This window comes from Methylosinus sp. (assembly GCF_036560965.1).
Taxonomy (GTDB): Bacteria; Pseudomonadota; Alphaproteobacteria; order Rhizobiales; family Beijerinckiaceae; genus Methylosinus.
Genome location: NZ_DATBQF010000044.1, coordinates 17,373 through 37,200 on the forward strand (window position 1 = coordinate 17,373; position 19,828 = coordinate 37,200).

Genomic DNA, 19,828 nt, shown 5'->3' on the forward strand with positions numbered 1-19,828 from the left:
GCCGATCGGGAGTGGCGCGAGCCTGCCGGCTCAGCGGCCGCTCCCCTCAGCGCTTTGCCGCGGCCAGCGCGTCGGCGAGCGCCTGCGCCTCGCGCGTCAGCGCGGCGAAGAATGTCTCCGATTTCGCGTGTTCGGCGAAGCAATGGCGAAAGGCGGCGGCGCCTTCGTCCTGCAGCTTCGAATAGGTCTCGAAATCCTTCTCGTCGGCTCGGCCGGAGGCGGAATAGGAGTCCATGGCCTTTTTGGCCCTGGCCTGATGCGCGCTCCAGGCCGTCTCGCAGACGGGCGACGTCTCGATCTTCGCCTTGGCGGGGGCCGAGGCGATAGAGAGCCGATCGCCGCTGGCGATCGCGACGATGATCTCGTCGGGCAGCGCTCCGCCGGCGTCGTCCTGGCTGCGCAGATCGAGAATGGCGACCGCCAGCGTCGCCGCGGCAGGCTTGGCGATCGGTAGATCGGCGTATTTCTCGACGCCGGCGTCCGGGCTCACCGCCAGAGTGTAGAAGTAAGGCGAAGCCAGCGCCTCGCCGAGCGATTGCGGCGGCTTCTCGCCCTTCGACCAGCTCCTGCGATGGGCGCGCAAAAACGCCTCGGCGAGGCTTACGGTCGAGACGGTCAGCTGCGATTTGTCGTCGTCGCCGGCAAAGGCGAGGCCGTCGAGCTGATCCGCGCCGACTCCGTCGAACAGCGTCTCGATCGTGTATTTGCCGAGCTTCTGGAAGCCGGGGGCGGCGACGGGGCCGACGATCGCCTCGATCTTCTCGCCGAGCTCCTTCAGCGCCTTCTGCTCGTCCGCCTCGGCCTGTCCCGCGGCTTTGCCGCTGGCCTCCAGCTTGCGGAGCTTGGCGATATGGCGATCGCGGGAGGAAAGATAGGCCTCCTCCGGCGTCGCGGCGGAGGCGGCGAGCGGGAGAAAGGCGAGAAGAAGCGCCAGCGGACCGGCTTTCGCGACCATAGGTCACCCCATCCAGTGGATTGCGAGCAGCGCCAAGAGGACGACCGCCAGCATGAACCAGCGGTCCGAGCGTCGTCGCGCCCGCGCCAGACCTTCGAGCGATTCGTCCGAGAGCCGCACGCCCTTCGCGCCGGCGGCCGCCAGCATCTCGATGGCGGCCTCGGCGTCGCCGAGGAGCTTGGGCAGGCGCGTCGCGAATTTGGCGACCTCGACAGCCGCCTTGCCGGCGTCCTCGAGCTTGGCCTTGGGGCCGAGATTGTCCTCGATCCAGCCGCGCACGACCGGATCGGACGTTCTCCAGATGTTGAGCGTCGGATCGAGCGAGCGGGCGACGCCCTCGGCCACCACCATGGTCTTTTGCAGCAGCACCAGCTCGGTGCGCGTGCGCATGTCGAACAGCGCCGTCACCTCGAACAGCAGGGTCAGCAGCCGCGCCATGGAAATGTCTTGCGCATTCGCCGTATGCAGCGGCTCGCCGATGGCGCGCAGCGCCTGCGAGAATTCCTCGACCGAATGGATCGGCGGCACATAGCCCGCCTCGAAATGCACTTCGGCGACGCGTCTATAGTCGCGGGTGATGAAGCCGAACAATATTTCGGCCAGGAAGCGCCGCTCCTTGAAGCCGAGCCTTCCCATAATGCCGAAATCGATGGCGACGAGCCGGCTCTTCTTGTCGACGAAGAGATTGCCCTGATGCATGTCGGCGTGAAAGAAGCCGTCGCGCATCGCCGTGCGCAGGAAGGATTGCAGGACCTTGCGGCCGAGGTCTTTCAAATCATGGCCCTGGGCGGCGACGCGGGCGATGTCGGAGAGCGGCGCGCCGTCGATCCATTCGAGCGTCAGCACCTCGCGGGTGGTGCGGTCCCAATCGACGCTGGGGGCGCGAATGTCGGGATCGTCGGCCACATTGTCGCGAAACTCCGAGGCCGCCGCCGCCTCGAGACGGAAGTCCGTCTCGAGCTTCACCGAGCGGGCGAGCGTGTCGACGACCTGGATCATCCGCAGCCGCCGCGCCTCGGCCGAGAAACGCTCGGCGGCGCGGGCCAGAATATACATGTCGGCGAGGTCGCGGCGGAACTGGCGCTCGACATCCGGCCGCAGCACTTTCACCGCGACCTTGCGCTCGCCTTGCGGATAGGCGACGCGGGCCGGATGCACCTGGGCGATGGAGGCGGCGGCGACCGGATCGCCGAAGGAGAGGAAAATCTCCTCGACCGGCTTGCCGAACGCCCGTTCGATGATCTCGACCGCGGCCTTGCGGCCGAAAGGCTCCATGCGATCCTGCAGCGCGGTCAGCGCATCGGCGATCTCGCCGCCGACGACATCGGGCCGCGTGGCCAGGAACTGGCCGAGCTTCACATAGGAAGGGCCGATCTGGGCGAAGGCGCGCACCAGCGCTTGCGGCGTGTCGCCGCTGCCGGGCAGGGCGATGAGATTGCCGATGCGCAGCAGAAATTGCGCCGGGACAGGCAGGACGGCCGGATCGACGCCCTTGAACACGCCTTCGCGCGCCAGAATGAAGCCGGCGCGCGCCAGTCGGAAGAGATGCCCGAAGCCGATGAGCACGAAGAGCCGCCGTTCGTCTTTAAGGAAAAGATCAGAGCTTCCAGCCGGAATGGATCGCCACCACGCCGCCGGTCAGCCGCTCGAAGCCCGTGCGGCGGAAGCCGGCGTGACGGATCATGCGCTCGAATTCCTCCGCGCGGGGGAAGCGCTGGATCGACTCGACGAGATAGCGATAAGGCTCGGCGTCGCCGGCGACGAGCTTGCCGATCGCCGGGATCACATTGAAGGAATAGGCCTCGTAGATCTTGTCGAGCCCGGGGATCGCGACCTGCGAGAATTCCAGGCACAGGAAGCGCCCGCCGGGCTCGAGCACGCGATGCGCCTCGGCCAGCGCGAGATCGATGCGCGGCACGTTGCGAATGCCGAAGGCGATCGTGTAGGCGTCGAAATGCGCATCCGGGAAGGGCAGGGACTCGGCGTTGGCCTGGACGAACTCCACCTTGTCGGAGAGGCCGCGCTGGACGGCCCGGTCGCGGCCGACGTCCAGCATGTCGCCATTGATGTCGAGCACGACGATCTCCGCCTCCGGCCCGGAGGCCTTGGCGATGCGGAAGGCGATGTCGCCCGTGCCGCCGGCGACGTCCAGATGGCGGAAGGGGGCGTGGCGGGAGGGCCGCACCTTGGCGGCGAAGACATCCTTCCACAGCCTGTGCATGCCGCCCGACATCAGATCGTTCATAATGTCGTAGCGCCGCGCCACCTTGTGGAAAACATCGTCCACGAGGCCTTGTTTTTCGTCCAATCCGACTTCGGAGAAACCGAAATGGGTCGAGGTCTCGTTTTGCGATGTCATAGTCTCTCGCGTCCGGATGGCGTTCCGGGCGATATAACGCGCCTTTCGGCCCATGGCTATGGCTGGGGCCGCTATCCGCATGTTTTCGGAGTGCGAGCAACTGAATCTCTGCGTCATGCCTCATAAGTGGGTGATTAGGCCTCGGCAGACCTTGATGAAGACGATCGCCGATGGAAAGCCCAGGAAAATAAATCCGGCAATGTATAATACCAGCGTCGATGACCTTGAAATTTTATTTGAATGATCGACTACGTCATAGTATATTTTTAACGTATCAATCAGTGTTTCTGAGCCAAGCGGCGTTGCGCCAGAGCTAAGTAAGGCGCGCTCTGCAAATTCCAGGTCTAATGGGCATTGATAACATTTAGCTCTTGATATTTCTTTTAAAAAATTTGAAATATCTCGTTTTGTTATGCTCTGCTGGATGCGTTCAGCGAATTCAATTTCGTCTCCATACGTTTTAATTGTGTCCGGGCATCTTATTTGATATACAATTGATCCTATTCCTATAAAAGATAATGCAAAATATAGTAAAAATATCCTTGTATTATATATAGTTTCTATTAAGTCATTTTGATTTTTGTGCGCAGGGAACGCTAACTGAAAAAATCCGCCATCTGCAATATTTTGGTTCAAAATAATATAATAGCCAATCAGCGGGATGAGAATGGTAGATTTTGCAGGTAGGGAGTTTCCGATTGCTCGGAGCGATGACCATGTCATGGCGTGATTCATATTTACTTCTTTCCGAATAGTGAATCGAGTACTGCATTGATATCTTGTGGTTGCAGTGCCCACCGATATGCGGGATGGATTTCCCACCCATATCCAAAATCCACTATTTCGCTCGCTAGAAATCGGCTCTCTTCGAAGTACTTGCGATCAATTCCTTCGATGGTCTCTCGGCGGGCTGTGATAAAATCAATTTTGTAAAGGAATTGGATAAGGCTTTTCGGTGTGACGGACCATCCGTTCGTAAAGCGAAGCGGAACATGACGCATAACATCGCCTAATTTCGAAATTAGTTGGTCTGTACTGAATTGATAGCTGTTCGCGGTGCGGTGCTCCTTTTTAAGCGGACGCATTTCGAATATAAGTCGTTGAATTTCCGGTAGCTCACCCCTAAATTCGTTCGTGATATCTTGGAGACGCTCCTGAGAGTACGCTTCAAAAAAATCTTTAAGGTGCTCCGTAGTGATTATCTCGGCATTCGCTAACTGAGCCTTTTTTGCACCACCGCGTAATAGCTTTACAAGATCACGCGGTCTTGCTCGAGTAAGTGACAGGAGTACATTATGCATAGGGCGAGCCTCCCAATGCCCAGAACCAGAAAAAATAGGCTCAATAACTTTAGATAGAATTGTATCAGTTATCTGTTGTTGTGATAATTTTATTTTGCCTTCATAGTTGTTGTCAAAAAAAGTCTCTATACGCCGAGCCATGAGTCGAATTATATCATCATTTGTCCATCTTAGCCAAATAACATTGCTATCGATTTTATCGGTCGACTCATCGGATGTTCTAACCAAGAAATAAACATCACTACGTAGTCCTATACGAAATGTAATATTCGCGTTATTTGAAGGGCTTGAAATATCACGAATGGCATTTAATAGAGCAGAAATTTGTCTTATGTCCTCGCGACTCGCTGACCAGCCTCGATCGATGTCATCGATATAGATATTTATGCGGTCAATTTCCTTTCTATCGCCAAGACATAAGGAAATAAATTTTAAAATTTCCTTTGTCTTTCCTTTTTTCTGCTTTTCAAAAATTTCTGTTGCCTTAGGACCATATAGATACTCAGCAAGGCGTTCTGCAATTTCTTTTGAAATGCCGCTCTTCCACGTTTCAATTTGGATATTAAAATCTTTCTCCTGTGCAGCGGTGGCCTTGATATCAATTAGGTCGCCAGGCTGTAGCCAAATACTGAACTTTCTGGACGCTTTATCGGAAAGAAAGGCGCGTTTCAACAGTGCGCTCTTGCCAACACCTTTGTGCCCGACAACAATTCTAATGGGGAGGGCTGCCATCAGAGAGTTATACGCTCCAACAACATAGAAGTACGACAGGAATCGTGCTTCATCTTCGTTTTCGGCGTCATCTGCACCAAACAGGCGTTCTATCACTGCGTCCGAAAAGACAGGCATAGAAATTTCTCCGGGGGACAGCTCGCCGAATCCGAGGTAAGTCGATGTCCCTGTTATGAAGGGTGCACTAGCCGCTTTCAACGAATTTTCGTAAGTGCGTTAGACCGGGGCAGGGCGGATCGGATCAGGTAAAATGAGTTCGAGGAGTGGCGTCGTGGTTTCATCAGCTTCCAGAGCCTAAAAAATGTCCGATCAGATCAAAGTCCTGGACCATGGTTTCGTCCGCCTCGTCGATCATATGGGCTCGGACCTCTCCATCGTGCGCGCGGCCCGCGTCTCCTATGACGCCGCCTGGCGCGCCGGCGAGAACGAGGGCTCGGACAAGAAGCTCATCGATTACCTCTGGAAGAACCGCCATACGACGCCCTTCGAGGCGGTGGAGCTGCAATTCGAGGTGATGGCGCCGATCTTCGTGCTGCGCCAATGGCACAGGCACCGCACCTGGACCTATAATGAGCTTTCCGGCCGCTACCGCGAATTGCCGGAGACCTATTACCTGCCCGATCCCGAAAACATCGGCGAGCAGGCGACCGCCAATAAGCAGGGCCGCCAGCCCGGCGGCGATCTCGAGGGCCGCCGGGCCGAGGTGGAGAAGCTGCGCGCCGGCTTCGAGGCCGCCTTCGCGACCTATCGCGCGCTGCTGGCCGCCGGCTGGCCGCGGGAGCTCGCCCGCACGGTTTTGCCGCTGTCCACCTACAGCCATATGTTCGCAAAGGTCAATTTGCTGAATCTATTCAAGTTTCTGTCTCTGCGCGCCGATCCTCACGCGCAATATGAGATCCGCGTCTACGCAGAGGCGATGGAGAGGCTGGTCGAGCCCATCGTCCCTGTGGCCGTCGCGGCCTGGAAATCGCACGGGTTCTGAGACGCCATGCCCGAGCTGCCCGAGGTCGAGACAGTCCGGCGTGGTCTCGAGCCCGTCTTCACCGGATCGGGACTGGCGCTCGTGGAGCTGCGCCGCGGCAATCTGCGCTTTCCGTTTCCGCCGGGCTTCGCCGCGCGGCTCGCGGGCCGGCGCGTCGAGGCGCTGAAGCGGCGGGCCAAATATCTCGTCGGCGCGCTCGACGATGGCGAGACGCTGATCATGCATCTGGGCATGAGCGGCTCCTTCCGCATCGAGGCGGACGCGCCAGAAGGGGTCTATCATCGCGCGGCGAGCACGAAAGCGGCGCATGATCATGTGGTGTTCCATTTCGCGAGCGGCGCCAGCGTCACCTACAATGATCCGCGCCGTTTCGGCTTCATGCTGCTCATCCCCGGCGCCGAGCTGTCGGAGCATCCGCTCTTTGCCGGGCTCGGCGTCGAGCCGCTCGGGCCGGAGCTGACGCCGCAGCGTCTGGCCGAGGAGCTGCGCGGCCGCAAGGCGCCGCTCAAAGCCGCGCTGCTCGATCAGCGCATCATCGCCGGCCTCGGCAATATCTACGTCTGCGAGGCGATGCACCGCTCGCATCTCTCGCCCTTGCGCGCCGCCGGAACGCTGGTCGACGCCAAGGGAAAGCCGAAGCGCGGTCTCGTCGAGCTCGTCGCGGCGATCAAGCAGGTGCTGGGCGAGGCGATAGAGGCGGGCGGCTCCAGCCTGCGCGACCATCGCCAGACCGATGGCTCGCTCGGCTATTTCCAGCATTCCTTCCGCGTCTACGACCGCGAGGACGCGCCCTGTCCGACGCCGGGCTGCCATGGCCATGTCTCGCGCGTGATCCAGAGCGGGCGCTCGACCTTTTTTTGTCGCGAATGCCAGAAGTGAGCGCGCGCCAGTTCTGCGCAAGCGGCGGCGCTTAAAGCTCGACCCCGATCAGCGGATGATTGCAGCGCTCCGTCCTCGCCGATCGACGCGCCGGCCATCGCGCGAGACATTCCATCTGGCGAGATTTTCATGGAACAGGCTGACATCCTCCCCCCTTTCATCGATCTCGCCGGGGCGAGCGTCCGGCAGAAGATCATCGACATCGGCGCGCGCCATATCAGCGGCGAGCCGGTCTATGCGCCTTTGCTGCGCGGCGGCGAGGCGACCATCGTCGGCTTCGAGCCCGACGAGGCCGCCGTCGAAGAGCTGAACGCGCGCAAAAATCCGGGCGATGTCTATCTGCCGCACGCCGTCGGCGATGGCGGACGCCATACGCTGCACATATGCGCGGCGCGCGACATGACCTCGCTGCTGAAGCCCAATCCGGCGGCGATGGCGATGTTCCACGGCTTTCCGGTCTGGTCGGAAGTCGTCGCGACGCAAGCGATCGACACTGTGCGGCTCGACGATGTGGCCGAGACAGAAGGCGCGACATTTCTGGAATTGGACGTGCAGGGCGCGGAGCTGATGATCCTGCAAAACGCCGTCGAAAGGCTGCGGCGCGCTTATGTTCTCCATATCGAGGTCGAGTTCCTGCCGCTCTATGAAGGCCAGCCGCTATTCTCGGAGATAGAGCTGTTTCTGCGCGCGCAGGGCTATGTTCTGCATCGCTTCACGCCGATGATGAGCCGCGTGCTGAAGCCGCTGATGCTCGGCAGGGATATTTTCGCCGGCATGAGCCAGATCGTCTGGAGCGACGCCATTTTCGTGCGCGACTTCATGCGGCTGGAGCGTCTCTCCGACGAGGAATTGCTCGGCGTCGCGCAGATCGTCCATGATTGCTATCGCTCGGCCGATCTCGCTTTGCGCCTGCTCACCGAGCATGATCGCAGAAGCGGCCGCAATCTGGCGCGCGCTTATATGTTCGGCCTGCGCCATCATGCGCCGCGCGAGGCTGCGGAGTAGGGGCGACCGGTCGATCGCGCCGGCGCCGCTCGCCGATCGGAGCCGCTGCGATCGCGGCCTCCCGCCGGCCGTGATCGCGAGGGCGACGGACGCTCGCCGGAAAGCCCGGGGCGTCCGTTAAAATCCGTGCTCGGCGACGCCGATCACATTCGCGACGCTTTGATGACGAAACCCGAACCGCTGGGGCATTGGGCCTTGCCGATGAGCTTCGCGGAACCGGCGTCGGCGCCCGCGGGGATATGGCCGGTCCAGACGCAGCCGCTCTTGTCGTCGCTGCGGCCGTTCAGAGTGACCGTGTAGATGTCGCCTTTTTTCGAGCCTTCGAGGGAGTAGGCGAAGGGTTTGCCGTCGTCGAATTGCATATCCGCCTTGCCGGTGATCTTGTCGCCGTCTCCGGTCATCGTCCAGGTTCCTTGAACGGTCATGACGCCCGAGCTGCTCTCCTCTATGACGCTCCAAATCTGGCCCGCGGCCAGGGCCGGCGTCGTGACGAAGACGAGCGCCACGACGGCTTTCGCTGCAAGTCCGAGCATTTTGTGCTTCCTTGGGTGTGATGCGGCGATGCGCGACCGCCGACGAGGGGTTGGTGAACGCGGCGCCGACAGGCGCGCGTGCTCACGGGTCTGATCCGGGGCGTTTCGATCGCTTCGAGGCGATCGAGCACAACGCTCCGGCGTGACGTCGCGCCGTCCCTCTTGCGGCTCCCATAGGGAGCGCGCCGACGCGAGCCCGCGAAGACTCGCACGAAAGGCGCTTTGCTGCAAATAGGCGAGACCGCCGCCCAGGGCGGCTGAAGCGGGCCTGTGTGGCGTGGCGATTGATTTGCCGGCCCCGACTCGCGATAAGGGCGGGGAAACAATCCGCTCCCCCGAGGCGTCATGGCGCTCGAACTCGGCCTCGCCTTGCGCGTGGCGGGCCTCTCCAAGTTTTATGGCGCGACCGTCGCGGTGCGGCCGCTGAGCTTCTCGCTCGCCGCGGGCTCGGTGACGGGCCTGCTCGGCGGCAATGGCGCCGGCAAGACGACGACCATCGGCATGATCATGGGCCTCATCGAGCCGACGACCGGATCGATCGAGATCTTCGGCCGTGATTTTCTCGCGGATCGCTATCACGCGCTCGGCCGCATGAATTTCGAGAGCCCTTATGTCGACATGCCGCATCGGCTCACCGTGCGGCAGAATCTCACCGTCTTCGGCCGCCTCTATGGCGTTCGCGGCGTCGCCGCCAAGATCGAGGAGCTCGCCGCGAGCCTCGCCTTGACGGATTTTCTGGACCGACCGAGCGGCCGTCTCTCCGCCGGGCAGAAGACGCGCGTCGCGCTCGCCAAGGCGCTCATCAACGAGCCGGAGCTCTTGCTGCTCGACGAGCCCACCGCCTCGCTCGATCCCGACACCGCCGATTGGGTGCGCGCTCATCTCGAGGATTACCGCCGCCGCCGCAATTGCGCGATCCTGCTCGCCTCGCACAATATGGCGGAGGTCGAGCGCCTCTGCGATCATGTGATGATGCTGAAGGAGGGAAGCCTCGTCGACGACGGCTCCCCCGCCGAATTCCTGGCGCGCTATGGCCGCGCCAATCTCGAGGAGGTGTTTCTCGACGTCGCGCGCGGCCGCGGCAATGGCGGCGCCGCATGAGCGCCGCTCTCGAATTCTCGCTCGCGCGCGTCGGCGCGATGACCTTGCGCTATTCTTATCTGCTGCGCTCCTCCATGCCGCGCATGGTGGAGATGATGTATTGGCCGACGGTGCAGATGCTCACCTGGGGCTTTCTGCAAACCTATCTCTTGCGCGCGCCCGGGGGCCTCGCCGGCGCCGACGCTTCGACGATCGCGGCCGGCTCGCTCATCGGCGCTGTGCTGCTGTGGGACATATTGCTGCGCGGCCAGCAGGGCTTCTCCTTCTCCTTTCTCGAGGAGATGTGGTCGCGCAACCTGCCCAATCTCTTCATGAGCCCGTTGCGTCCCGCCGAATTCGTCGCCTCGATGATGGCGATGAGCCTCATTCGGCTGTTCGTCGGCATGGTTCCGGTGACGATCCTCGCCATTTGGTTCTTCGGCTTCAATCTCTGGGCGCTCGGCCTCGCTTTCGCGGCATTTTTCGCCATTCTCATCATTTTCGCCTGGAGCGTCGGCCTGTTCGTATCGGGACTGCTGCTGCGCTACGGATTGGGCGCGGAAAGTCTCGTCTGGTCGCTGATGTTCGTCATTCAGCCGCTCGGCTGCGTCTATTATCCGGTCGCCATTCTGCCTTCCTGGCTGCAGCCGATCTGCTGGGCGCTGCCGCCGACCTATGTGTTCGAGGGATTGCGCGGCGTGCTCGTCCACCATGCGTTGCGCGTCGATCTCATGATCTATGGACTGGCGCTGGACGCGGCGCTGTTCGCCGCCGCCTCCTACGCCTTCGTGCGCCTGCTCGCCGCGGCGCGGCGCGCCGGGACGCTGCTGCAGACCGGCGAGTGAGCGCGGCCGCTGTCGCCGGCGCTCGATAACGCCGAAACAACGCGTTCGGCGCGCCCGGCGCGCGCCCGACCGAAGCGCGCGATTTCGGTTGCGGCCGGGCGGAGGGCGCTCGATAATGGATCGACAGTCCTCGCGCGGCGAGCCGTTCTGTCGACAGTCGATGGGAACCGTCGTTCGATGCGAATTCTGATCGTAGAAGATCAACCGGATATTTCCATGCTGATCGCCGATCGCATTCGGCGAGCCGGCTATATTCCGGATTGCGTGGGCGCCCTGGCCGACGTTCCCGACGCGCTCGAGGCCTGTGATTATCCGGTGATGCTGCTGGACCGGCGCCTGCCGGACGGCGACGGCCTGTCGGTCATCGCCGAGGCCAAGCGGATTCGCCCCGGCATTCGCATTCTGGCGGTGACGGCGGCCCGCTCGATCGAGGAGCGCGTCGACGGGCTCGACGCCGGCGTCGACGATTATCTGACCAAGCCCTTTTCGCCGGAGGAGCTGCTCGCGCGCATTCGCGCCAGCCTGCGGCGGCCGGGCGGCGATCCTGCGCCCCCGGTCGCGATCGGCAGGCTGGACTTCGATCTCAATTCGGACAGCGCCTCCATCGGCGGGACGCCCTTCGTGGTGCCGAGGCGGGAGCTGACGCTGCTCGGGGCGCTGATGCGCCGAGCGGGACGGGCGGTCACTTTCACGACGCTGCTCGAAGAGGTCTACGGCTCGGACGACCTCTCGCACATAGGCGCGCTGAAGATGGTCGCCATGCGACTGCGGCAGCGGTTGAACGACCAGGCCGCGGGCGTGGAGATTCACGCGCCGCGCGGCATCGGCTATCTCATTCGCGAAGCGCGGGGGCCATGAGGCTACGGTCGCTCTCGTCCCGATTGATCGTCTATGCGATCATCGGCTCCATTCTCGGTTATCTGACGCTGCCGACGACTTTTGTCGTCTGCGTTCTCGTCACGGGCGCGTATGGAGGGAGCGCGAGCCTCGACGAATTGACGAGGCCCCGCGTGCGCGAGGTGATGGTCGCGGCGTTGCGCAAGGACGCCGCCGGCGAAAGATCGATCGCCATGACCGACGCGCTGCGGAGCTTTATGTCCGCCAATCCCGATTTTCGTTTCGCGGCTTTTGATCCGCGCTCCGGCCAGGCGCTGGCGGGATCGGCGCCGGAATTGGTGGCGGCCTTCGAAGGCGTCGGTCGTCTGAAGCTGTCCCGATCGACCGTCGATCTGCCCGTCGGCGGAGTGATGCGCAAAGCGGAATCTGCCCTTTTCAGCGCGCCGATCGGCGAGTTCGTGGTCGTGACCTATGGCGCGAAATTGCAGTGGCGCGACCTTTTTCTCCTGCCTTACTACATGACCTCGCTCTACGGGGCGTTGATCTTCCTGCCCCATTGGGCGGCGATGTGCCTCATCGCGCTCTTCGTCGTCAATCGCGGCCTCGCGCCTTTGCGCAAGGCCGCGGCGAAAGTCGCGACGATCGACGTGAACTCGTTGAAGGAGCGCATCGCGCTCGAAGAGGCGCCGTCGGAGATGCGGCCCTTCATCGAAGCGGTCAACAAAGCCTTCGAGCGGGTGCAGGAGGGCGTCGACCGGCAGAGGCGGTTCTCCGCTAATTCCGCGCATGAATTGCGCACGCCGATCACCATTTTGCGGGCGCGCGTCGGCAAGATGGCGGAGGGCCCGCTCAAATTCGAGATCGAGCGGGACGTGCTGCGCGTGCAGACGATCGTCGAGCAGATGCTGCTGCTCGCGCAGATCAAGGAACGCGGGCGGATCGCGCCTCAGAAGTTCGATCTCTACGATGTCGTGCTGACTGTCGCCGCGGATTATGTGCCGATCGCGATCGACAATGATCGCGAGATCCAGTTCGAGGCGCCGTCGCGCCGTGTGACGGCGCTCGGATTGCGGTGGAGCGTCGAGAGCATCGTCACCAATCTCATCGCCAATGCGCTGCGCGCGGAGCCCGCAGGCGGCGTCGTGATCGTTCGCGTGCTGCCCGAATGCGCGATCGAGGTCGTCGATCACGGGAGCGGCGTGGCCGACGCCGACCGCAAGCGCATTTTCGAGCCCTTCTGGCGCAAGGACGACGCGCCCCCCGGCACGGGGCTGGGCCTATCGATCGTCCGGGAGCTCGTCGAGCTGCTCGGCGGCGACGTCTCCGTCGACGAGACGCCCGGCGGCGGCGCCACCTTCAAGGTGCGGCTCCCCGAGGCGGGAGCCGATCCGAGCGAAGCGGCGGCCGGCGTCGCGGGACGGGTGGTTCAGCTGTCGCTCGACCAGCGTTGCGAGCGGAACGCCTGAGCGATCGCCTCGGCGCGGGCCTCCGGAGTGGCGGGCTCGATCACGGCGCAGGCCAGTCGCGCCGTCTCCAGCAGCACGGCCTTGGGATAGGCCTCGCCGGCGCATCCGGCATGGGCGGAGAAATCGCAGGCGCAGACGCTCATCAGCCGCGCGAATATCTCCGGCGCGTCGAAGGCGCCGAGCCGCTCCAGCATTTGCGCCACGGGACCGGCGCGCACTTCCGAGGCGCGATGCACGCGCTCGCATTCCGAAAGCGCCAGCAAGGCGAGCTCGAGACAATCGGCCGGGACGCCGAAACGCGAGACGATCGCCTCTATGCGCGGGCCGCCGCGGTCGATGTGCTTGTAATGGAGCGGCAGATGCTCGCGCGGCGAATCCGCCTTGCCGACATTCATGACGAGCAGGGCGAAGCGCACGGCGAGCGGCGCGTCGATCCGCCCGGCCTCGTCGAGCGAGCGCAGCATATGCGCGCCGAGGTCGACCTCCGACTGCCCCTCCGATATTTGCGGAACGCCGAACAAAGCGTCGACTTCGGGCAGGATCGCCTGCAGCGCGCCGCAGATGCGCAGGATGCGCAAAGCCTTGCCGGGCGCCGGGCCGGACAGGCCGAAATGGAGCTCCGGCCAGATATCGGCCGCGTCCAGGCCGGCGAGACCGCCGTTCTCGACCTGATCGGCCAAATGATTCATCGTCTCCTCGCCCGGATCATTGTCCGTTTCGGCGAGGAGGGCCGCCATGCGAAGAATGCCGAGGCCGGGGTCGGTCTGCCCGAAATCGGGCTCGGGAATATGTTCGGACGCCATGAGATATCACAAGTGAGAGGATGCCCGGGGAGACAAGCAAACAGCTTGCCGCGCCGGGGGGCTCACGCGCGGCCGGCTATGGCGGCTCCCGTCAGTCCCGGCTCGCGATCCGTCGTCGGCGGCGTCGGCGAGACCCGGCGCCGCGCGTCGGCGACAGTGCCGGCGTAGAGCGTCTCCGGCTCGTGCAGGCCGGCCGAGAGCAGCGCCCGGCGCACGCCCGGCCGCGCCCCTGCGACGCAAACCACGGTTCCCGCCCGCCGCAATCGCGCGACAAAGCTCTCGAGCGCCCGCGCCGCCGTGCTGTCGACGAGCGGCGCCTCGCTGAAATCGAAGATGAAGACGCGCGGATAGCGGCCGATCTCGTCCAGCGCGGCGCTTACTGTCGTCGAGGCGCCGAAGAAGATCGCGCCGCTGATCTTATAGACCATCACCTGCGCGTCGGAGGCGGCCGCCGAGTCATAGGCGGGGCGCTGGCCGCCGTAATCATCGGCCTGATCCTCGTCGAGGAAGGATTCGCCCGTCTGCACCTCCACGCTTTCGGCGAGGCGATGTAGGAAGAGGAAGGCGCCGAGCGTCACGCCGACGCCGATGCCCATCGTCAGATCCTCGAAAATGGTGAGCAGGAAGGTCGAAAGCAGCACCAGCGCATCGCCGCGCGAGGCTTTGAGCAGGGCGACGAACTCCTTTTTCTCCGCCATGTTCCAGGACACGACGGCGAGCACCGCGCCGAGCGAGGCGAGCGGGATGAAGGCCGCGAGCGGCGCGGCGACCAGCATGAAGGCGAGGAGAAACGCCGCATGCAGCACGCCGGCGATCGGACCCTTGGCGCCCGAGCGCACATTGGTCGCCGTGCGGGCGATGGTGCCGGTCACCGGCATGCCGCCGAAGATCGGCGCGACGATATTGGCGATCCCCTGCGCGGCGAGCTCGCAATTGGAGCGATGGCGACGCCCGCTCATGCCGTCGGCCACGACGGCGGAGAGCAGCGACTCGATCGCGCCCAGCAGGGCGATGGTGAGGGCGTCGGGCAGCAGCGCGCGCAGCCGCGCCAGATCGAAGGCGGGAGCCGCCGGGGCCGGCAGCGTCTGCGGCACGCCGCCGAAGCGCGAGCCGATCGTCTCGACGTCGAGATGCAGCGCCGCCGTCGCGCCCGCGCAGAGCACGACCGCGATCAGCATTCCGGGCCAATGGGGGCGAAAGCGCCGCAGTCCGAGAATGACGGCGAGCGCCAGCGCCGAGACGGCGATCGTCGCCGGCCGGACGCTGCCATGCGCCTCCCACAACGCCGCGAGCTTGGGCGCGAGAGCGGCCGGCTCATGCGGAACATCGAGGCCGAGAAGCTCCTTGAGCTGGCTGGCGAAGATGATGACGGCAATGCCCGCGGTGAAGCCGACGGTCACCGGAAAGGGGATGTATTTGATATAAGTGCCGCCGCGCAGCAGGCCGACCACGAGCAGAATGACGCCCGCCATCATGGTGGCGAGCGCGAGCCCGTCATAGCCCTGGCGCTGCACGATCGAGAAGACGAGAACGATGAAGGCGCCGGCCGGCCCGCCGATCTGGAAACGGCTGCCGCCGAGCGCCGATACGAGAAAGCCGCCGACGATCGCCGTATAGAGCCCGCGGTCGGGACTGAGCCCGGAGGCGATGGCGAAGGCCATGGAGAGCGGCAGCGCGACGATCGCGACGGTCAGGCCGGCGATGGCGTCGGCGCGCAGATCGGCGAGGCCGTAGCCCTCCCGCAAAATGGTGACGAGCTTGGGCGTGAACAGCTCGATGAAGCTCGGCTGGCGAAAACGTCGATCTCTCAACATCTGCTCCCGTGTGCGAGGAGCGGCGGGATCGTCGGCGCGAAGTCGGCGGTCGTCGTCGCGGTTTTCCTGTCAGGTCGTCGGATTGGGCGGACCGGGGCGGCGCATTCTGACGCCGCGTCCGCCGCCTTCGCTGCGGGCGTTCTCGCCGATCAGCTCGACGCCGGCCTCGGTCAGCGCCTCCACGACCTTGGTGAGCGTGTCGATCACGCCGCGGACATTGCCGTCGCTCGCCTCCATGCGCTGTATCGTCGGCAGGGAGACGCCGGAAAGCTCGGCCAGCTTTTTCTGATCTATGCCGAGCAGCGCCCTTGCGGCGCGCAATTGAGCGGCGGTGATCATCTCATATGCTCACGCTTTTTATATTAGCAGACATGTTTTACATCGCCAAGATGATGTTTTAAACATCATCTGAGCCATTGTGCAGCGCGGCCGCGGCACGCACGCCCTGGTTTTCGCCGGACCCGCGCGCATGTTAGCTTGGCGGATATGAACAAACCCGTGCAAATCGACGAGAGCTGGAAGCTTCGCCTCGGTGCGGAGCTCGAGCAGCCCTATTTCGGCGCGCTGCGCCATTTCGTGCGCGAGGAATATGCGCGAGGCAAGGTCTATCCGCCGGCCAAGCAGATTTTCCGCGCCTTCGACGAATGCCCCTTCGACGCTGTCGAGGTGGTTATACTGGGGCAGGACCCCTATCACGGCCCCGGCCAGGCCAATGGCCTGTGCTTCGCCGTCGGCTGCGACATTGCGCCGCCCCCTTCGCTCCAAAACATCTTCAAGGAGCTCGAGGCCGATCTCGGCCGGAAGGTCTCGCGCGACCCGGACCTTTCGCGCTGGGCGCGGCAGGGCGTGCTGCTGCTCAACGCCACGCTCACCGTGCGCGAGAGCGCCGCCGGCTCGCATCAGGGCAAGGGTTGGGAGCGCTTCACCGACGCCGCCGTGCAGGCGCTCTCGCGCGAGCGGGAGGGGCTGGTCTTCCTGCTGTGGGGCAATTACGCCCGGCAGAAAGGCGCGGGCGTCGATCGTTCCAAGCATCTGGTGCTCGAATGCGCGCATCCTTCGCCGCTCTCGGCGCGCAATGGTTTCTTCGGCTGCCGGCATTTTTCCAAAGCCAACGCCTATCTCGAATCGAGAGAACGCGCGCCGATAGACTGGTGAGACGGCTATATTACTGGAAGACAATATAAAATTAGTCGTTTACCGAAATGTAACCGCGGTTTCGTAATCGAGTATTCATTGGGACGCCGGCGCGAGTCGGCATTTTCTGGGACGCTTTCGTCGAGTCCGGCGGCGCGTCTCCAAATCATATCAAGACACGAGTTTCGTATGTATTTGACGTTGCTTTGCAATTTCCTTCATGTTTCCCGCCGAATTTGCGACCTTTGTCTCGATCATCTACGATCGCGCTTCGTCGCCGTCCCATCTGCCGCGGCGCGGCTCAGCCTCGCATTGATCACGACCGCCTATGTCGGCGCAAAAGCGACAGGGCTGACGCTGCCATCCTTCTCTGACCCGAGCCTTTTCCTCGTCGCAGTCTTCGCTCTCGACGTCTATTGTCGCTTCGCCTCGCCGAGCTTCGTCTCACGCGCCGCGCCGATTTTCGTCTATTCGTTGATCTATCTGGTGGCGACGTCGCTCGCGGGCGCGTTTGCGAGCTATGCGACGCAGCGTCTCGCCATGCCGCTGCAGGACGAGTTGTTTCTCTCGCTCGATCGATGGCTCGGCGTCGATTGGCTGGCCTTCGTCCATTATATCGACGATCGCCCTGTGTTGGCGGAATGGCTGCGGAAAGCCTATGCGAGCATGTCCCTTCAGATCGTCGCGCCGGTGTTTCTGCTGGCCGCGCTCGAGCGCATCGATGAATTGCGCATCTATCTTCTCTCCTTCACGATCGCGCTCACGGCGACGATCGTCATCGCCGCTTTGTTTCCGGCCTCGAGCGCGATCACTCTCATCGACAATTCGATGTTTCACGAGCTTCGGTTCGCCGGCCGCACCCCGCTGGATCATCTGACGCGCTTGCGCGAGGCCGGTCCATTGAACTTCGCGAACAGCGGGATCGGCGGCCTTGTGAGCTTTCCTTCGTTTCATGCCGTGGTCGGCGCGCTGACGCCTCTCAGCCTGCGCTCTGTGCGCCCGGTCTTCTACCTCTTGTGCCTCGTCGACGCTGCCCTGTTGGTGGGCACGGTGACGGACGGCGGACATTATGCCGTGGACCCGATCGGCGGAGTCGCGGTCGCCTATCTGTCCTATCGGTTCGCGCGGCGCATAGAGGCAAGGCGGAATCAGTTTCCGCTCGGCCGACGCTTGGCGAACACGCCGACGATCACCGCGCGCGCAATATGCTCGGCCATGCATTGATAGCCGAGATCGTTGAGGTGGAAATTGTCGCGCGCCATCATCTGCAGATTGGCGTGGTTCTGCGCGATGAAGCGCATCGCGTCATAGCGGCGAACATAGGCGACATTCTCGGCGCTGGCCACGCGTTGCAGCACGTTGCGGATCGCGAAATATTCCTCGTCGCGCGAGAAGCGCGAGCTGTATTGCAGGCCGACGAGAACGACGTCGATCTCATTCTCCTTCAGCCAGCGGATCGTCGAGCGCACCGTATTCTCGAATTCGTCCGGCGCGACGCGCACCAGCGCGTCATTGGTGCCGAGCTGCCACAGCAGAAGATCGGGCTTCTCGCGCGTCACCTCGCTCTTGATGCGCTCGGCGGTGACGGCGGCGACCTCGCCCGAGACGCCGCGATTGGCGACGACGACGTCGACGCCCTTCATCGCGCCTTCGAGAATGGCTTCGAGCTGGGCCGGATAGCTCTTGCTATCCGATGAGGCGCCGACGCCCGAGGTCGAGGACGAGCCGATGGCGAGAATGCGCGCCGTCTTGCGCTCGCGCAGCGCCCTGGCGAAATGCGGCAGCATGGCGGGCGCGGCGATGTCGCCGGCCGGCGCCTCGCAGGCCGGGCTGAGCGGAGGCGGCGCCTCCGGCGGCGCGGATTCCTGAGCTGCGGATGCCTGAGCGAAGACGAGCGAGGCCATGAGCGCCAGCGCTAAGCCGCAGGCTCTTTCGACGTTTTTGCCCGCAGCCTTTCGCGCCATTCCGAAGCCCATGCGGCCGCTCCCATCACAATGAGCCCGAACATAACGATAAAAGCGTCGCTTACAACATCTCCGCCATAGGCGAAGCGGAACACCTGTCCGGCGAGGCTCAGCAGAGAGCCGGCGCAGAAGACATTGAGCGAATTGCGGCCGAGCAGCGACAGAAACGCGCCGAGGCGCGGCAAAGCCCGCGATATCGCGCCGAAAGAGCCGGCGAAGACGGCGACGATGGCGAGGCTGGAGAGCAGCCGCGCCGGAGAGAGAAAGGTCTTGTCGAAGACGAAAAAGAGCTTGGGCTCCGGCAAGGCGATCGGCGACGGGTCGAAGTCGATCCGCGCCGCGGCGACGCCGAGCAGCACGATCGGCAGCGCGATCCACCCTATCGGCTTGCGGTAGCGGCGGGCGAGGCCGCCGATTCCATCCTCGCCGGCGAGCAGAAAGCCGAGGACGAAGATGAGCTGCCAGGCGAGCGGATCGAAGAACCAGGCGCCTTCGACCGGCCATGTCGGGAGATTCACGCCGAAGGCCAGCGCAAAGGCCCAGATGGCGAGCGAGACCGGAAGCAAAGCCGCTCGCGCATGGCGATAGGAGAGGGCGATCAGCGGCGAGACGAGCATCAGCGCCACATAGAGCGGCAGAATGTCGAAATAGCCGAGCTGAAAGGTCAGCGCGACGAGGCCGAGATGGGCGCGCACGGGATCGGCGAAAATGGCCGAGGCGTTGTTCCAATCGAGCAGGAATGGCGCGTCGAGCAGCAGAGAGGCGCCCGCCAGAAGAGCGATCGCCAATTGCGCGATCACCAGCTGGGCGAGATAGACGGTGAAGGCGCGGCCCTCGAGCCGCAGGATCAGATAGCGCGCCGACAGCGGCTTGGCCGGCCCGTCGACGAGCTTGCGCAGCGCCCAGCCCGCCAGAAAGACGAACAGCTCCGCCGAATCGGAGATCGCGACATTGCGGAAGGTGAATCGCTCGAAGACGATGCCGGGAATATGGTTGACGAAGATCGTGACGAGAGCGAAGCCGCGCCAGAAATCGATTTCGTTCGGCTGCCGCATGCGCTCTTCGATCGTTGGCGTCTTCACTGGCGCCGCTCGCCCTTCGGGCGGCGGCGCGGCCTTTTCAGGGCCTCGAATTCGGCC

20 protein-coding genes are annotated in these 19,828 nt (G+C 63.3%); 9 read left to right on the forward strand and 11 right to left on the reverse strand.

Going from position 1 to position 19,828, the window contains the following annotated elements:
- Window positions 1-46: 46 nt before the first annotated feature.
- The 5 genes from VIF40_RS12070 to VIF40_RS12090 all read right to left on the reverse strand — a co-directional run bounded on the left by VIF40_RS12070 (window position 47) and on the right by VIF40_RS12090 (window position 5,464).
- A complete protein-coding gene (locus tag VIF40_RS12070) occupies window positions 47-955 on the reverse strand; it encodes a hypothetical protein (RefSeq protein WP_331937754.1) in 909 nt (302 codons plus the stop codon).
- A 3-nt stretch (window positions 956-958) separates the two neighbouring features.
- Window positions 959-2,521 carry a 2-polyprenylphenol 6-hydroxylase gene (gene ubiB, locus VIF40_RS12075; protein ID WP_331937755.1) on the reverse strand — a complete coding sequence of 521 codons (1,563 nt, stop codon included), beginning with the start codon at window positions 2,519-2,521 and terminating at the stop codon, window positions 959-961.
- 31 nt (window positions 2,522-2,552) lie between these two features.
- Entirely contained in the window at window positions 2,553-3,314 is a 762-nt protein-coding gene (gene ubiE / locus VIF40_RS12080; protein WP_331937756.1) for a bifunctional demethylmenaquinone methyltransferase/2-methoxy-6-polyprenyl-1,4-benzoquinol methylase UbiE, read from the reverse strand.
- Between the two features lie 120 nt (window positions 3,315-3,434).
- Window positions 3,435-4,049: a hypothetical protein gene (locus tag VIF40_RS12085; RefSeq protein WP_331937757.1), complete on the reverse strand. Its 615-nt coding sequence runs from the start codon at window positions 4,047-4,049 to the stop codon at window positions 3,435-3,437.
- A gap of 2 nt (window positions 4,050-4,051) precedes the next feature.
- Window positions 4,052-5,464, reverse strand: coding sequence for a P-loop ATPase, Sll1717 family (locus VIF40_RS12090; protein WP_331937758.1), 1,413 nt, complete (start codon window positions 5,462-5,464; stop codon window positions 4,052-4,054).
- Between the two features lie 184 nt (window positions 5,465-5,648).
- On the opposite strand from VIF40_RS12090, the gene thyX reads away from it, so the two are divergent.
- From thyX to VIF40_RS12105, 3 genes are all read left to right on the forward strand, one after another.
- The gene (gene thyX, locus VIF40_RS12095) at window positions 5,649-6,329 is read left to right on the forward strand and encodes an FAD-dependent thymidylate synthase (protein ID WP_331937759.1); all 681 of its coding nucleotides are present in this window, start codon (window positions 5,649-5,651) and stop codon (window positions 6,327-6,329) included.
- A 6-nt stretch (window positions 6,330-6,335) separates the two neighbouring features.
- Window positions 6,336-7,208 (forward strand): bifunctional DNA-formamidopyrimidine glycosylase/DNA-(apurinic or apyrimidinic site) lyase, encoded by an 873-nt coding sequence (mutM, locus tag VIF40_RS12100; protein ID WP_331937760.1) that lies wholly within the window; start codon window positions 6,336-6,338, stop codon window positions 7,206-7,208.
- 129 nt (window positions 7,209-7,337) lie between these two features.
- Window positions 7,338-8,213 (forward strand): FkbM family methyltransferase, encoded by an 876-nt coding sequence (locus VIF40_RS12105; RefSeq protein WP_331937761.1) that lies wholly within the window; start codon window positions 7,338-7,340, stop codon window positions 8,211-8,213.
- 143 nt (window positions 8,214-8,356) lie between these two features.
- Here VIF40_RS12105 and VIF40_RS12110 read toward each other — a convergent pair whose 3' ends face one another.
- Window positions 8,357-8,746: a hypothetical protein gene (locus VIF40_RS12110; protein WP_331937762.1), complete on the reverse strand. Its 390-nt coding sequence runs from the start codon at window positions 8,744-8,746 to the stop codon at window positions 8,357-8,359.
- Between the two features lie 345 nt (window positions 8,747-9,091).
- Between VIF40_RS12110 and VIF40_RS12115 the strand changes: the two genes are divergently transcribed.
- The 4 genes from VIF40_RS12115 (at window position 9,092) to VIF40_RS12130 (ending at window position 12,974) form a co-directional block, all read left to right on the forward strand.
- Complete coding sequence (locus tag VIF40_RS12115; RefSeq protein ID WP_331937763.1) at window positions 9,092-9,847, forward strand: ABC transporter ATP-binding protein; 756 nt, start codon at window positions 9,092-9,094, stop codon at window positions 9,845-9,847.
- Window positions 9,844-10,671 (forward strand): ABC transporter permease, encoded by an 828-nt coding sequence (locus VIF40_RS12120; protein WP_331937764.1) that lies wholly within the window; start codon window positions 9,844-9,846, stop codon window positions 10,669-10,671. The genes VIF40_RS12115 and VIF40_RS12120 overlap by 4 nt, the downstream gene beginning before the upstream one ends.
- Before the next feature lie 177 nt (window positions 10,672-10,848).
- Entirely contained in the window at window positions 10,849-11,529 is a 681-nt protein-coding gene (locus tag VIF40_RS12125; RefSeq protein WP_331937765.1) for a response regulator transcription factor, read from the forward strand.
- A complete protein-coding gene (locus VIF40_RS12130) occupies window positions 11,526-12,974 on the forward strand; it encodes a HAMP domain-containing sensor histidine kinase (RefSeq protein WP_331937766.1) in 1,449 nt (482 codons plus the stop codon). Before VIF40_RS12125 ends, VIF40_RS12130 begins: the two co-directional genes overlap by 4 nt.
- Here VIF40_RS12130 and VIF40_RS12135 read toward each other — a convergent pair.
- The 3 genes from VIF40_RS12135 to VIF40_RS12145 all read right to left on the reverse strand — a co-directional run bounded on the left by VIF40_RS12135 (window position 12,935) and on the right by VIF40_RS12145 (window position 15,930).
- Window positions 12,935-13,777 carry a tRNA nucleotidyltransferase gene (locus VIF40_RS12135; protein WP_331937767.1) on the reverse strand — a complete coding sequence of 281 codons (843 nt, stop codon included), beginning with the start codon at window positions 13,775-13,777 and terminating at the stop codon, window positions 12,935-12,937. The two genes, VIF40_RS12130 and VIF40_RS12135, sit on opposite strands and share 40 nt — an antisense overlap.
- Window positions 13,778-13,839: 62 nt before the next feature.
- Window positions 13,840-15,591 (reverse strand): SulP family inorganic anion transporter, encoded by a 1,752-nt coding sequence (locus VIF40_RS12140; protein ID WP_331937768.1) that lies wholly within the window; start codon window positions 15,589-15,591, stop codon window positions 13,840-13,842.
- Window positions 15,592-15,660: 69 nt separating this feature from the next.
- Window positions 15,661-15,930, reverse strand: a complete 270-nt coding sequence (locus VIF40_RS12145) for a helix-turn-helix domain-containing protein (RefSeq protein ID WP_331937769.1) — start codon at window positions 15,928-15,930, stop codon at window positions 15,661-15,663.
- A gap of 147 nt (window positions 15,931-16,077) precedes the next feature.
- Between VIF40_RS12145 and ung the strand changes: the two genes are divergently transcribed.
- Both ung and VIF40_RS12155 read left to right on the forward strand, forming a co-directional pair.
- Complete coding sequence (ung, locus tag VIF40_RS12150) at window positions 16,078-16,746, forward strand: uracil-DNA glycosylase (protein ID WP_331937770.1); 669 nt, start codon at window positions 16,078-16,080, stop codon at window positions 16,744-16,746.
- A 291-nt stretch (window positions 16,747-17,037) separates the two neighbouring features.
- Window positions 17,038-17,949, forward strand: coding sequence for a phosphatase PAP2 family protein (locus tag VIF40_RS12155; RefSeq protein WP_331937771.1), 912 nt, complete (start codon window positions 17,038-17,040; stop codon window positions 17,947-17,949).
- Here the strand turns inward: VIF40_RS12155 and VIF40_RS12160 are convergent.
- Together VIF40_RS12160 and VIF40_RS12165 are read right to left on the reverse strand one after the other, a co-directional pair.
- Window positions 17,874-18,629, reverse strand: a complete 756-nt coding sequence (locus VIF40_RS12160) for an SGNH/GDSL hydrolase family protein (RefSeq protein WP_331937772.1) — start codon at window positions 18,627-18,629, stop codon at window positions 17,874-17,876. The two genes, VIF40_RS12155 and VIF40_RS12160, sit on opposite strands and share 76 nt — an antisense overlap.
- A gap of 11 nt (window positions 18,630-18,640) precedes the next feature.
- Window positions 18,641-19,744, reverse strand: coding sequence for an OpgC family protein (locus VIF40_RS12165; protein ID WP_331937773.1), 1,104 nt, complete (start codon window positions 19,742-19,744; stop codon window positions 18,641-18,643).
- Window positions 19,745-19,828 lie beyond the last annotated feature (84 nt).